This is a genomic window from Pseudarthrobacter humi, assembly GCF_024294965.1.
GTDB lineage: Bacteria > Actinomycetota > Actinomycetes > Actinomycetales > Micrococcaceae > Arthrobacter > Arthrobacter humi.
In genome coordinates, this window is sequence record NZ_JANCLV010000001.1 from 569,170 (window position 1) to 582,706 (window position 13,537).

Annotated in this window: 11 protein-coding genes; 9 read left to right on the forward strand and 2 right to left on the reverse strand. The window is 58.0% G+C overall.

What is annotated here, in order from left to right; genetic code table 11:
* The first annotated feature begins 104 nt into the window (after window positions 1-104).
* From NFC73_RS02745 to NFC73_RS20935, 9 genes are all read left to right on the forward strand, one after another.
* On the forward strand, window positions 105-1,436 hold the full coding sequence (locus NFC73_RS02745; protein ID WP_254747423.1) for a glycosyltransferase 87 family protein: 1,332 nt from the start codon (window positions 105-107) through the stop codon (window positions 1,434-1,436).
* 104 nt (window positions 1,437-1,540) lie between these two features.
* The gene (locus NFC73_RS02750) at window positions 1,541-2,158 is read left to right on the forward strand and encodes an acyltransferase (RefSeq protein WP_254747425.1); all 618 of its coding nucleotides are present in this window, start codon (window positions 1,541-1,543) and stop codon (window positions 2,156-2,158) included.
* Entirely contained in the window at window positions 2,155-3,246 is a 1,092-nt protein-coding gene (locus NFC73_RS02755) for a DegT/DnrJ/EryC1/StrS family aminotransferase (protein ID WP_254747427.1), read from the forward strand. The genes NFC73_RS02750 and NFC73_RS02755 overlap by 4 nt, the downstream gene beginning before the upstream one ends.
* The gene (locus tag NFC73_RS02760; RefSeq protein ID WP_254747429.1) at window positions 3,246-4,232 is read left to right on the forward strand and encodes a Gfo/Idh/MocA family protein; all 987 of its coding nucleotides are present in this window, start codon (window positions 3,246-3,248) and stop codon (window positions 4,230-4,232) included. The genes NFC73_RS02755 and NFC73_RS02760 overlap by 1 nt, the downstream gene beginning before the upstream one ends.
* 175 nt (window positions 4,233-4,407) lie before the next feature.
* Entirely contained in the window at window positions 4,408-5,592 is a 1,185-nt protein-coding gene (gene glf, locus NFC73_RS02765) for a UDP-galactopyranose mutase (protein WP_254747431.1), read from the forward strand.
* Entirely contained in the window at window positions 5,589-7,604 is a 2,016-nt protein-coding gene (locus tag NFC73_RS02770; protein WP_254747433.1) for a glycosyltransferase, read from the forward strand. Before glf ends, NFC73_RS02770 begins: the two co-directional genes overlap by 4 nt.
* Before the next feature lie 2 nt (window positions 7,605-7,606).
* Window positions 7,607-8,506, forward strand: coding sequence for an ABC transporter permease (locus NFC73_RS02775; RefSeq protein WP_372494555.1), 900 nt, complete (start codon window positions 7,607-7,609; stop codon window positions 8,504-8,506).
* Window positions 8,507-8,508: 2 nt separating this feature from the next.
* Entirely contained in the window at window positions 8,509-9,246 is a 738-nt protein-coding gene (locus NFC73_RS02780) for an ABC transporter ATP-binding protein (protein ID WP_254747435.1), read from the forward strand.
* A gap of 135 nt (window positions 9,247-9,381) precedes the next feature.
* On the forward strand, window positions 9,382-9,750 hold the full coding sequence (locus NFC73_RS20935; protein WP_372494563.1) for a helix-turn-helix domain-containing protein: 369 nt from the start codon (window positions 9,382-9,384) through the stop codon (window positions 9,748-9,750).
* Here NFC73_RS20935 and NFC73_RS02785 read toward each other — a convergent pair.
* Together NFC73_RS02785 and NFC73_RS02790 are read right to left on the reverse strand one after the other, a co-directional pair.
* The gene (locus tag NFC73_RS02785; RefSeq protein ID WP_254747437.1) at window positions 9,683-10,855 is read right to left on the reverse strand and encodes a putative hexosyltransferase; all 1,173 of its coding nucleotides are present in this window, start codon (window positions 10,853-10,855) and stop codon (window positions 9,683-9,685) included. The genes NFC73_RS20935 and NFC73_RS02785 overlap by 68 nt on opposite strands.
* A gap of 347 nt (window positions 10,856-11,202) precedes the next feature.
* Window positions 11,203-13,467, reverse strand: coding sequence for a hypothetical protein (locus NFC73_RS02790; protein ID WP_254747439.1), 2,265 nt, complete (start codon window positions 13,465-13,467; stop codon window positions 11,203-11,205).
* Window positions 13,468-13,537 lie beyond the last annotated feature (70 nt).

The following is a 13,537-nucleotide window of genomic DNA, read 5'->3' on the forward strand; positions in this document are numbered from 1 at the left end:
GAGCGTGTCGCGGGGGTGATGGCCATATGTGGATAGGGGCGGGGCTTCGCGGGAAAGGCATCGTTGTAGAGTTGAATCGTCCCGGAACCCGACCAAAGGCCCCAATGCAACTCTCCGCGCTGCAGTTGATGAGACTTTTCCAGAACAGGTTGACGCTGCTGTTGACATTCAGCTTTGTACATGCCGTGTTCTTTGTGGTCTTTATTCGGAAGTTCCTTGGCGGTGTCCCTCATGAAGATGTGACGCTGTATAGCCGCTGGGCCTTTTCCGGGCTGGAAACCGGAACCTGGCCGGGTCTCGACATCGATTGGGTCTACCCAATCGGAGCATTGGGACCAATCATGGCCGCCGCCATACTTGGTAAACAAGCCTATTTCTTTTTGTGGTTTGCCATGACCTCGATCCTGAATTTGGCCACCATACTCGTCCTCACCCGGGATTCGAAGAGCCGCGGGGGGTGGTTGGCTGCCTACTTCTGGCTATCTATCTGTTTGATCATGGGGCCGTTGGTGTTCAGTCGTATTGAAGGCATTGCGGGCCCGCTGGTGGTTATAGGCTTGGCCTACCTCTCGCGCCAGCCCGTGGTCGCCGCCGCACTCCTTGCCGTGGCGACCTGGATAAAAGTTTGGCCGGCCGCAGTCGTTGTGGCGCTCCTTATTGCCTCTAGGAAGCGCGTAACTGTGTTCTTTACGGGGCTTGCTGTTTCGGCGGCCTTTGCCGCTGTGGTGCTTGTGAAGGGTGGGGGGGAGCACCTGTTTAGTTTCTGGCTAGCACAGGGGAACCGTGGAATGCAGCTGGAGGCACCGCTTATCACGACCGGACTCTGGAACGCCATATTGCATCGCGGTGACTACGTTTACGTTAACTACGGTATTCAGACGCTGGAAATTTGGGGGCCGACGGCCGAGGCAGTTGTGCCGTGGCCCAACCCGCTGCTTGCCATCTGTGGCGTTGTCATTGCTGCGACACTAATCCTGGCTCAGCGGCGGGGCGCAGACGCCATCCAGCTCCTGCTATGCGGCTCTATGTGCCTGGTCGGAGCTCTGATTGTCTTCAACAAGGTGGGGTCGCCCCAGTACATGCTTTGGTTTGCGGCCATTGTCGCCGCAGGTCTTGCTCTTGATCAGAAGGGTTGGCGAGTTCATGCGGTCATCGTGCTGGTTCTATGCGTTCTGACGACACTTGTGTATCTGCTCTATGAGGACCTTTACGTAAACCTCAGCCCGGGAGTGGCCTTGATCCTGACGATCAGGAACGTACTCGTAGTGGCATTGTTCGCCGTGTCGCTATGGCAAGTTTTCCGTCTCGCACGAAAGCCTCGAGGGCTGCCTGTCCGAGGGCAGCCGACGGCGGATCCTGCTAAGGAGGCCGGGATACGCCACGACCCAGACGAACACGACCTGAGTCGTCCGAGCAATACTGTGCAGCACAGTTGAGGTGCAAGATGGCCGAGCTGCGCGGTACTCGCCGCCGCACGCATGCCGGCCCCGGCGCAAGGCCACCCACCCGCTGTCAGCTAAGATAGGCTACGTTGTCCGACATGTCGCAGAGAGAAGGAATATCGCCCGTGATAGTGGTAGCACCCAGTGCTGACGTTTCAAATCAGGCGGTGATAGGCGACGGGTCCAAAATCTGGCATCTGGCGCAGGTCCGCGAAGACGCCCAACTAGGAGCCAACTGCATCGTCGGCCGTGGTGCCTATATCGGCACTGGCGTAAAGATGGGCGATAACTGCAAGGTGCAGAACTATGCCCTCGTCTATGAGCCTGCTGTGCTCGGCCACGGGGTCTTTATCGGCCCGGCAGTCGTCCTCACAAATGATACGTATCCTCGGGCTGTTGCTCCCGACGGCAGCCTCAAGAGCGCACACGACTGGGTTGCAGTTGGCGTCACCATCAAAGATGGAGCGTCCATCGGCGCCAGGGCTGTTTGTGTCGCACCTGTTCAGATAGGTCGATGGGCGACTGTAGCCGCAGGCGCTGTTGTCACTAAAGACGTCTCCGATTTTGCACTGATGGCCGGAGTTCCGGCCAAACGCCTCGGCTGGGTCGGCAAGGCAGGCTTTCCTCTGACTATCGAAGGCGATGTCTGGGTTTGCCCAGAAACGGGCGATAAGTATGTTGAAAACAACGAAACCCTCCGAGAGGTAGAGGTATGAGCCGCGATTTTATCCCCCCCGCGAAGCCGATTATTGGCGACGACGAGAGGTGGGCAGTTGACGCCGTCCTAGCGACAGGACAGTTGGCGCAGGGATCAGAAGTAGCAAGTTTCGAAGAGGAATTTTCCCAGGTTCTGCTGGACGGACGTGCGGCTGTCGCAGTGAACTCGGGCACATCCGGTTTGCACCTGGGTCTGCTCGCGGCCGGTGTCGGCCCTGGTGATGAAGTCATTGTGCCCTCCTTCACCTTCGCTGCAACAGCCAACTCTGTGGCGCTGACCGGGGCAACCCCCATATTCGCCGATATTGACATTGATTCATTCACCTTGGACCCGGCATCGGTGGAGTCGTGCATTACAGACAACACCGTCGGTATCATGCCCGTACACCTGTATGGTCACCCATTTCACGTGGACGCAATCGTCGAGGTAGCCACGCGTCATGGTGTGAAGGTCTTTGAGGACGCTGCGCAGGCGCACGGTGCGGCCGTCAACGGTCGCAAGGTCGGTACTTTCGGTGACTTTGCTATGTTCAGCTTGTACCCGACCAAGAACATGACGTCGGGCGAAGGCGGAATGGTGAGCACCGGTCTCACAGACGTAGAGCGCCGGCTTCGGCTGCTGCGAAACCAGGGTATGGAGCGCCAATACGAAAATGAACTTGTCGGCTTCAATTGCCGGATGACCAATATCCACGCCGCAATCGGACGTGTTCAACTCACTAAGGTTGGGGCTTGGACTCGTACGCGTCAGGAAAACGCGGCTTTCTTCGATGCCAACCTGGCAGGGGTCATCACCCCGAGCGTTGCCGATGGATACGAACACGTATATCACCAGTACACCATCCGTGTTCCGGAAGGACGGGACGACTTCGCCCGGGCGCTAAAGCAAGAATACGGCGTGGGCTCCGGAATTTACTACCCGATTCCGAACCACCGGCTGGCTCCGTTCAAGACAGGTGACGACCTGCCGGTCACTGAAGAAGCGGCCAGTTCGGTTCTCTCCCTGCCGGTTCACCCCTCTCTGAGCCAGGACGACTTGGAACGTATTGTCGAGGCAGTCAACAAGCTGGCAAAGGCAGGCAGCTAATGGCGAACCTCCGCGCAGGCCTGATCGGCCTGGGAATGATGGGGCGTCACCATGCCCGCGTTCTTCGTGAACTGGAAGGTGTCGATCTGGTTGCTGTCGCCGACTCATTCGGTGACCCGCACGGCGTGGCTGACGGCTTAAAGATCTGTTCCAGCGTTGATGAGCTTATCGAGCATGGCATCGACATGGCGGTAGCGGCCGTCCCAACCGCGCTGCACGAAGAGATCGCGCTTAAGTTTGCCGAAGCTGGCGTGCACACATTGGTTGAGAAGCCGATTGCCGAGGACGCTGCAGCCGGGGCGCGCATCGCCGATGCATTTGAAGCCAAGGGTCTGATTGGCGCCGTTGGACACATCGAACGTTTCAACCCTGCGCTCCAGAACCTGCGTGAACGGCTAGAGGCGGGAGAGCTCGGCGACGTCTACCAGATCTCGACCCGCAGGCAAGGACCGTTCCCTGCCAGGATTGCGGATGTAGGCGTCGTAAAAGATCTCGCGACCCACGACATCGACCTAACGGCTTGGCTCGCGCAGAGCCACTTCGTCAACGTCTTCGCTCGGACCACGCACCGCAGCGGACGTGAACATGAGGATATGGTGTCGGCGATAGGACTGCTCGAGGGCGGAATTATCACCAACCACACAGTTAACTGGCTGTCCCCCTTCAAGGAGCGCACGACGCTTGTACTGGGTGATCGTGGGGCGTTCGTGGCCGACACTATTTCGGCTGACCTTACTTTTGTCGAGAACGGTACGTTTGAGACCGAGTGGGAATCCATGGCAGCATTCCGGGGCGTCTCCGAAGGCTCCAGCACGCGCTTCGCACTGGCCAAGCGCGAGCCCTTAAAGATGGAGCATGAAGCATTTCGTGACGCCATCCTTGGTAAGTCTATGAACATCGTTACCCTGCAGGAGGGTTTGGCGACTCTAAGGGTTGCCGAGGGATGCCTGAAATCTGCCCAGACGCAGATGACCATATCGCTCTGACGAAACCTGCTTCCGGCCGACGGCTACCGAGTGATCGGCCGGAAGCACTCGTGCCTAGCCTGCGTGCACTGGAGTGTTTGGGTGCTGCGGGGTAAAGGACGTCGGACTTTGGTTGCTGGGTAATCTTGTCTTTGGGGTCCCTGAACACGACGGATCCCGCCATTGAGGAGTACATGTGAACGCTGACCTTGTTATTGTCGGATCGGGCTTTTTTGGCCTAACCATTGCAGAGCAGGCTGCCACCGAGCTCGGCTTGAAGGTAGTCGTCCTCGACCGCCGCCACCACATTGGTGGAAACGCCTACAGCGAAAAGGAAGAACAGACTGGGATTGAGGTGCACCGTTACGGCGCGCACCTGTTCCACACCTCGAACGAGCGCGTGTGGGAGTACGTGAACCGGTTTACCACCTTCACGAACTACGTACACAAGGTATATGGCGTGCACAAGGGCGAGGTCTTCTCACTGCCCATCAATCTGGCCACGATCAACCAGTTTTTCCGCGCCAATCTGACGCCGGCGCAGGCGCAGGCTCTGATTCAGGAGCAGGCAGGCGAACTGGCGGGGACTGATCCGCAGAACCTAAACGACAAGGGCATCCAGCTCATTGGGCGTCCGTTGTACGAGGCGTTCATCAAGCACTACACCGGGAAACAGTGGCAGACCGATCCCAAGGACCTCCCGGCGGACATCATCTCGCGGCTCCCTGTGCGCTACAACTACGACAATCGGTACTTCAATGACAAGTACGAGGGTCTGCCGACGGATGGCTACACGGCCTGGATCGAAAAAATGGCGGAACACGCGAACATCGAAGTCCGGCTCAACACCGACTTCTTCGATGAGTCGCACGAGTACAGCAAGGACAAGGTCGTCGGGAACATCCCCGTGATCTATACCGGTCCGGTTGACCGCTACTTCGATTTCGCAGAAGGCGACCTTTCCTGGCGCACTATCGACTTCGAAGAGGAAGTGCTCGGCGTCGGCGATTTCCAGGGAACATCGGTGGTCAACTACAACGACTCCGATGTGGCGTACACGCGCATCATCGAGCCTCGCCACTTTCACCCGGAGCGCGAATACCAGACGGAAAAGACCGTCGTCATGCGCGAATTCTCCCGCGCCGCAGAGAAGGGCGATGAGCCCTATTACCCGATCAACACGGCCGCCGACCGGGAACGCCTGCTCAAGTACCGCGACCTGGCTGCTGCCGAGAAGGATGTGCTCTTCGGCGGACGGCTCGGCACATATAAGTACCTCGACATGCACATGGCCATTGGCTCGGCCCTGACCATGTTTGACAACAAGATCCGGCCGCACTTCGAGAGCGGCAGCAGCATAGAGAGCGGCGTCGACGCATGAGCGAGAAGCTTCAGGACCCATCCCTGATATCCCCAAGTTCGAAGCCGCGTTTCCGTACCGTGCACCGTGTCGTACTGCCTGTCGACGGTGACACGGACATCCTCCCTCTTTACGTTGACTTCAACGCGTCTCAACGGGTTGTGGAAGTTACTAAGCGCTTGAAGCGAGCCGGAGCTCTGCCCGCCGTTGTGCCACCAGCCAGCACGCACCAACGGTCGGACTTCATCGTCGGACGCAACTCTCTCAGGCTTCCGGCCTTCCATCGAGTATCCCTCGGTACTTACTTCAACGCCTTTCCGGCCAGCTACTGGCGCAAGCACACGGACGTGGACTCAGTACGGCTGACCGTAAACGTTGATGCTGAAGCGACGATCGTCGTCTACCGATCCAGCCCCCGTGGCACTGCGAACCGCGTAGACAGCGTCCACTCTAAAGCCGGCGGGGCAATCACCTTTGACCTGCCAATAGGGGCCTTCGTCGACGGCGGATGGTACTGGTTCGACCTTGTAGCGCACTCCGCAGATGTGACGCTGAGCAGTGCTGACTGGTCCGTTAAGGAGCCCGAGGGCTTCAGTCCGGGCACGCTCACAGTCGCCGTTACCACCTATAACAAGGCCGACTACGCGCTGAGGCACATGGTCACCTTTGCCAAGGACCCAGGTCTGCTGGATGTTCTGGACCGGCTCGTGATCACAGACCAGGGCACGGATAAGGTCCGGAACCAGGAAGGCTTTGCCGACGCCTCTGCCGCCTTGGGGGGCAAGTTCAAACTCGTTGAACAGGGCAACATCGGCGGATCCGGAGGATTTGCCCGCGGCATGTACGAAGGGGCGGTAAAAGGCGAGAGCACGTATGTCATGCTCTTGGACGATGACGTCAGCATTGAAACGGAGGGTGTGCTGCGAGCGGTGAATTTTGCCGACTTCACTCGCAATCCGACGATTGTTGGCGGTCACATGTTCAACCTCTTCGAGCGGTCCGTGCTGCACACTTTTGGTGAGCAGATCGACACGTATCGCTATTTCTGGGGACCTGCAACCAACACGCGCGAATCTCACGACTTCGCCGCTAGTAATCTCCGGACATCCCCCTGGCTGCACCGCCGCACGGACGTCGACTACAACGGCTGGTGGATGTGTCTTATCCCGACATCGATTGTTCGAGAGATTGGACTCTCTTTCCCGGTCTTCATCAAATGGGATGACGCGGAATACGGCGTCCGTGCAAATAAGCACGGTTACTCGACGGTGTCCCTGCCGGGTGCTGCTGTCTGGCATATGCCCTGGACCGAAAAAGACGACACAATCGACTGGCAGGCTTACTATCACCAGCGGAACCGCTGGGTGGCTGCCATGGTCTATTCGCCCTACAAGCGCGGCGGTCGCATGCCCCTAGAGAGCATTGCGGTAGATATCCGGCATCTCTTGGCGCTTCGTTACTCCGCCGTCGAAATCCGGATTAAGGCGCTCGAGGATGTCTTGGAGGGCCCGGACCACCTCCACCGAACGATCGCACACCGATTGAGCGATGTAAGGCAGATCCGATCGGGTTTCAGCGATGCTCAGATCAAGCCTGACCTGCTGGCATTTCCCCCCGTTCGCCAGGGGGAGAAGCGGATCGTGCCGGCCGAAGAGCCTGTCCGCAGAACCTATGGCGCCCTTAGGGCGGCCAAGGGTTTGCTACGTCAGTTCACACCGGTGCGCCCGAGCGCTATGCAGAACCCGGAGCTTGCCATCCCCTCGATGGAGTCGAGGTGGTGGAGCCTCGTCGAACTCGATTCGGCCCTTGTCTCCGCTTCGGATGGCTCTGGGGCATCGTGGTACAGGCGGGACCGGAAGACGTTCCTCAGCCAACTCCGCAGGTCGATCGTGCTCCACCGCCGATTGATGGCCAACTACGATGGGCTCGCTCGGGATTACCAGCAGGCTCATCCGCTCGTCACCGGCGTCGACGAGTGGGCCAAGACGTTCGCGGCCGTCAGCGATGACGCGTCCGAATTTTCGAAGGACTAGTGGTGGGAGCAGACTCTACCGGCGATCGGACCGACATTTCTGGCCTCCGAGCTCCGGGCAGGGGCAATGGTTTGAGAGACGTTTTGAATCAACGCTTTCTGCTAAAGCTCTTGGTCAGGAAAGAACTCAAGATTCGCTACCGCGGTTCCGTGTTGGGGATGCTCTGGTCCTATGTGAAGCCTGGCGTCCAGTTCATAGTCTTCTATGTGGCGTTGGGCCTATTCCTTGGACAGGAGCAGAGCCCACGAAACCCCGGGGGACTCCCCAACTACGCGATCTATCTTTTTTCCGGCGTCGTTTTGGTCAACTTCTTTACGGAGGCACTGGGCAACGCTTCCCGGTCGATCGTACTGAACTACTCACTAATCAAGAAGATCTACCTCCCGCGGGAGCTCTTCCCTGTAGCGTCAGTGTGGGTATCAGCGGTCCACTTTCTGCCCCAGTTGATCGTGCTGCTGATCGCCTGTCTGTTCTCCGGATGGCGTCCTGGGCCAACACAGATCCTGGCTGCCGTCGCTGCTTTCGTCATCGTGGCCCTGCTGGCGGCCGGCCTGGGCCTGCTGTTTGGCTCCATTAACGTGTACTTTCGCGACGCCGAGAATATTGTTGACCTGCTGCTGATGGTGGTGACCTGGGCTTCGCCTGTGATGTATGCCTGGACTCAGGTGAGTGACAAACTCGGCTCGACGTTCTATTCGTTCTACCAGGCCAACCCCATGACAATCGCCGTCGAGATATTCCATGCAGCTTTCTGGCTTCCAACCACGGACGGTTCCAGCCCGCTCCCGGAGAACCTGCTTACGTTTTGGCTGGGCCTCGGCCTTGTGACATCGATCGTTATTGTGTTCGTAGGCCAGTGGACCTTCCGCAGCCTTGAAGGCCGTTTTGCACAGGAGCTGTGAACATGACGCTTGCAATTGAAGTGAAGAACGTCCGGAAGCAATTCGTCCTCCGGCACACTCGTTCGATCAAGGAAGCCCTCGTATGGCTGCTGAATGGACGGAAAGGCGACCTTTCAGAGAAGTTCCTTGCACTGGATGACGTTTCCTTGTCCGTGAAAAAGGGCGAGACGGTGGCGTTGCTTGGGTTCAACGGATCCGGTAAATCCACGCTGCTAAAGCACATTTCGGGTGTGATGGTTCCTGATTCCGGCACTATTTTGACGCGCGGTCGAGTAGCAGGACTTATCGAAGTAGGGGCCGGCTTCCACCACGACCTCAGCGGCCGCGACAATGTATTCTTGAATGGCGCCATCCTTGGGATGACCGAAAAGGAAATCGAAGATCGATTCGATTCCATCGTCGAATTCGCTGAAATTGGACAGTTTATCGACACCGAGGTCAAGTTCTATTCCTCCGGTATGTACCTTCGCCTGGCCTTTTCCGTCGCTGTCCACACTAAACCCGATGTTTTCCTTGTAGACGAAATCCTTGCAGTAGGCGACGAGCCATTCCAGCGCAAGTGCATCAATAAGATCAAAGAGCTAGCGGCTGCCGGACAGACTCTAGTCGTCGTGAGTCACGACCTAGAGCTCGTATCGACTATCTGTGATCGAGGAGTCCTTCTGCAGAAGGGAGCGATCGTGCTCGATGGCCCCGTGCGCGAGGTCGTATCCGAGCTCCGCCGCCGTCAGCGTGACTAGTGCCGCGTGTCTAAAGTGGTTCTAGGGTTGTTGTTTGGGAGAATTGGGCATGGCTCATCCCCTGCCCCTGCCCCGGCTTTGGTTATTCGTGATGGTGACTTCGAGGTGTTGTCGCGGTGGTCCCGCTCGATGTCGATGAAGGCGGGGCTGGTCCAGCGGGCCAGGACCATTCTGATGGCGGCCGACGGTGCGCCGAATTCACGCATTGCCGAGGCTGTCGGTGTCTCTGTCCCCACGGTCTTGGCGTGGCGCGGAAGGTACCAGGAACGGGGTATGGTCGGGCTGGAGGACGAGGGGCGTTCGGGCGGGCCGAGGGAGATTGACCGCATGAAGATCATTGCAGCCACGCTGACCCCGCCACCGGCATCGTTGGCGTTAACACTGGCAAAAAGCCAAGCCAAAGACAACTTCAAACACGCGGCACTCAGGCCGAGCCTTAGCCGGCCCAGAATCCCGAGAAGTAGATGGTGCTCCAACCCAACATTGCCCACGTGGAGAGCGTGAGATAGATCCAGAAGAAGATCGGCTGCCGCCTAAGCAAGTATGCGATGCCGATCCAAAGCGGCCACCACAGGAGTGCCGCACGCGGTACGGAGTAGAAATACGTGGACGTGGCTAAGAGAACGATGTTGATGGCGACAAATACGGCTTCCCCGTAGTACTTCTTGACAAGCAGAATCGCCGTAAGGATGACGCCTAAAGCGACTGCGGCGATTTCGAGGTAGGCCATCTGAGTATGTCCACCCGTAGGTGGATAGCTGTTCAGTGTAGAGGCGGCCGCCGTCCAAGGCCACTCGAAGTGGCGTCCCCAATATTTCTGCGCTGTCTGATAGGCAAGAGGATCGCCTGTGCGGTACCACAGAGCGCCCATCCACGTGGCGAGAGTGGCCGCAGGAATACCTAGGTATAGAAAACTCCAGCGTCGTCGACCACCGACGCTCCAGTTTCGTTGAGTTAGCCAAAGGACAAAGAGTGATACCAGCAGAAAGGCTCCGGTAATCCTCGCCGTTGACGAAAGAGCACACATGACGCTGGCCAAGAACCATCGCTGGCGCTTGCCAAAGTACCACGCACCTAGCGCGAAGCCCAGGAAAATGGCTTCCGTGTAAGGCGCGAAAAGGAAAATCGCCGGCGGTGCAGCTACGAAGACTGCTGCCGCCTTGAGCCCGAGTCCCGGTTCATACAGGTTCGCTAGCCGCGATACCCACACTGTGGCTGCAGCGCCGGAGAGCCAAGACACGGCCAATCCGGCGATGATCACGGGAACATGAAGGACAAGCCCGGCCTTCAGCAGATACGGAAACAAGGGGAAAAAAGCATATAAGGGCGCGGACGTAGAGGCCACTCCAGGGGGCGGGAAATAACCAAAACGAGCGATGTCCACAAAGTGGATGAAGTCAAAGCGCGACCAGCGCGAAAGGATATCCCCAACCGAGGGCCTATCGGGGTACGCGCCCACGAAGGAGACCACAAGCAAGCAGATCGTCACTGCGACTGAGGCTGCCAGCCAGATCCAGATGGCCAGAATGTCTGTCTGCCGCGGTGAACGTTCGAGGGTATTGACGTTTGATCCCTCGGTCTCTAGTGCAGTTGTGGAACTGGTCGACATTGGTCTCTTTGGTCCTCATGGTGTCGATTGTTTGCCGGCCATTTACAGGCAGCCGACGGTATCTGGACTGGGCTCCTGCGGTAACGCCCGGCTCATATTTTTGACGCGGTGGTCTGGCCCGACGTCGCGATGATGAAAAGGTAAGCCCACGGTAATGAACTTGAATTCCTAGAATATCCTAGCGGTGAAGTTCGCCATATTCCGCGGCATCAGTTAGCTGGCAGGATTCGATCTGCTCAGTCTCAGCAATTTTCCAGCCTGTTACAACCACAGTGGGAAAGCAGGGTGAACTAAGCCCGCCCGTCGATTCAGTTAGCAATCGGAGTGATCCTGGGAACCTTCCAAGGCTAGACAATGGACCCTGCCCTTCGTACGAATTCGGGCGAGCGTCGCCGTCGGACATAATAGACAGCTGTCATTGCTGCCATTCCAGCCCATGCTACGCCCTGAGCGGCCAGTCCGGCGACCAATCCAGGCGTGGTGAACGTGAGATCCACATGCTTCGCGCCGGCGGGGATATCAACCTCCACGAGGCCAGCTGGCCCTTGCTTCAGAGGCTGCATGACGCCGTCGACCTTCAGTGTGTAACCCGGCCAAGCGAGCCGGGCGAAGATAATCTTGCCTGCACTGGCTCCGTCAGCCAGCGTTACGCTCTCGGCCGGTTCAACGGTCGCAGAGGACTCCACACGGATGCCTTCAGAGGCCCAGGACACCGTACCTGGGTAGGGGAGTGCGGAACGTCGCTGGAGGATAGTGCGCGCCGAATCCGACTTGACGAGGGACCACCCAGGAGCGATGTCCAATTCGGGCAGGGGGATAAGATCGCGTTGGACGACGACCGTTTCAAGACGCAACAAGTCCGCCAACGGAGCTCCGAAACCGGATAACTGGGGTTCAAACAACCGCTCATAGGCCTCCGGACAGGTTTCCGCCCGGTAGTTCATGCAGAGCGCTTTGGCGTATGCGGTGAAGCTGATGCCACTGTAGCGCCCGAGACTGTGGTCAATGTCTGCGTTCAAAATCTGGTTACCGTAGAGGAATTGGCCGCTGGTGAACTCTTCTTTGCTGAGCTCATGGATCTGGAGGATCTGGAGTGTATTTCCCTTGTAATCCCCGGTAGCCTGTCGGAGCTGTCCTGCGTCGACGGGGGAGCCGCGGTCCTCGACGATGCTGTTGGGGATGTATAGCCGTGACTGTAGGCCCAGCGTGGCGATGGTTCCGACTATCATGATGGCCGCCAACCCGCGCATTCCAAACCGCTTGTATGCGATCATGGCGGTTATAACGAGTGCCAGGCTAAGAGCAATCGCAAAAGCGTGCACCTTCATACCCTCAGGCACCATTGACCATGCCCTGTACGCGCCGAAGAGCAAGATGGCCACGGTGAAGAACAAACGCTTTTTCCACATGTTGGTCCGTAGTCCGGCTGAGGCCATCACGGCTAGCACGATGATGACGCCGAGGTAAACGTATTCGATCAAACGTAGCGGCCAGCGGAAGACCAGAACATTCGAGGGAGCGAAAGTCAGCAGGAAATAGGCGCCGATGATGATGTAGAGGCTAACGAGGTGCCGGGAACGGTGCCGAATGCTTTGGAAATCGAGCCAAGGGATTAGTGGGAGCGCAAACCAAGCTAGGTAGCTGGAAGGCACGTTTTCAATCGGCCCCCAAAACGTTGTCATTCGCGGACGGTAGTTACTCGTGCTTGCGGCCAGTAGGGATGACATGTCCGGCTGTAGAAAGAGGTCGTTGATGATTACAGACGACGTTCGCACGGTGACGTCCGAACTCAGGGGCAGCGGGAAATAGACCATCACCGCGGTGAGTCCCACCGCAAAACCAACGAGAATCAGGGGCACTAGTCGGCGCCAATGCCGAACGAGAATTAGCTCGCATGCCAAGGCGACAAGGACAAGGATTACTCCGATGGCCCCGTACGGGTTGCCCGCTGTCATGGTCATGAAACCAAGCAGGAATGGCAAGAATGGCGAAGTGTGTCGGTGCGCATAGCGCCGTGCAGACCACCAGAAGACCGTGGTCCAAGCAAAGGCTATGAGGCCGCCGGGCCAGCGTGCGGCCTCATAGAACAGAGTAAAGCCGCTGAACGGAATGGCGACTGCAGCAGCCAGCGAAAGGGGGCGGTTGGCGCCGTAATCCCGCGAAAGCATGAAGACGCCGAAGGCAAGCAGCGCGATGAATTGGATGATGATGAAGTAGCTCGCGGCAGAAAGATTGTCGAAGTACGAGACGATAATCGAGTTGGCGATGTTCACAGGGTTAAAGATGCCGTAGCCGACTTCTGCTACGACGTTGCCTCCGACCCAGCCATCTGGGTCCATCAGGGGGAACCGTCCGGCCCGAATCTCTTGGCCCAGGTTGCGCCAGAGAGGCAGGAACGACTGCATCATGTCGTCCCAGTAATAGAACGTTGGGCTAAACAGCCGGGGAACGAGCGACGTTACGGCAGCAATGAGCGACGCTAGGAGTCCCCACTGCCAGTCGTGGTTTTTCAGCCGAAGCCTAAGTCCGCGCTGCGAACCTTTGTTCCCGGACGCTGGTGCAGCCGCCACCATCCCCGATGTTGAGGTGTTGCTCAGCAAACCTTTTGACATGACGTCGGCGTACTCCTTGATTTCCCTGAGTTGCATCTGATCGACGGACCGGCGATAGCGCCCGTTCTTC

Coding starts and splice junctions, on each gene's coding strand:
- NFC73_RS02745 (WP_254747423.1), top strand. CDS start 105: ATGCAACTCTCCGCGCTGCAGTTGATGAGACTTTTCCAGAACAGGTTG.
- NFC73_RS02750 (WP_254747425.1), top strand. CDS start 1,541: ATGTCGCAGAGAGAAGGAATATCGCCCGTGATAGTGGTAGCACCCAGT.
- NFC73_RS02755 (WP_254747427.1), top strand. CDS start 2,155: ATGAGCCGCGATTTTATCCCCCCCGCGAAGCCGATTATTGGCGACGAC.
- NFC73_RS02760 (WP_254747429.1), top strand. CDS start 3,246: ATGGCGAACCTCCGCGCAGGCCTGATCGGCCTGGGAATGATGGGGCGT.
- NFC73_RS02770 (WP_254747433.1), top strand. CDS start 5,589: ATGAGCGAGAAGCTTCAGGACCCATCCCTGATATCCCCAAGTTCGAAG.
- NFC73_RS02780 (WP_254747435.1), top strand. CDS start 8,509: ATGACGCTTGCAATTGAAGTGAAGAACGTCCGGAAGCAATTCGTCCTC.
- NFC73_RS20935 (WP_372494563.1), top strand. CDS start 9,382: ATGAAGGCGGGGCTGGTCCAGCGGGCCAGGACCATTCTGATGGCGGCC.
- NFC73_RS02785 (WP_254747437.1), bottom strand. CDS start 10,855: ATGTCGACCAGTTCCACAACTGCACTAGAGACCGAGGGATCAAACGTC.
- NFC73_RS02790 (WP_254747439.1), bottom strand. CDS start 13,467: ATGTCAAAAGGTTTGCTGAGCAACACCTCAACATCGGGGATGGTGGCG.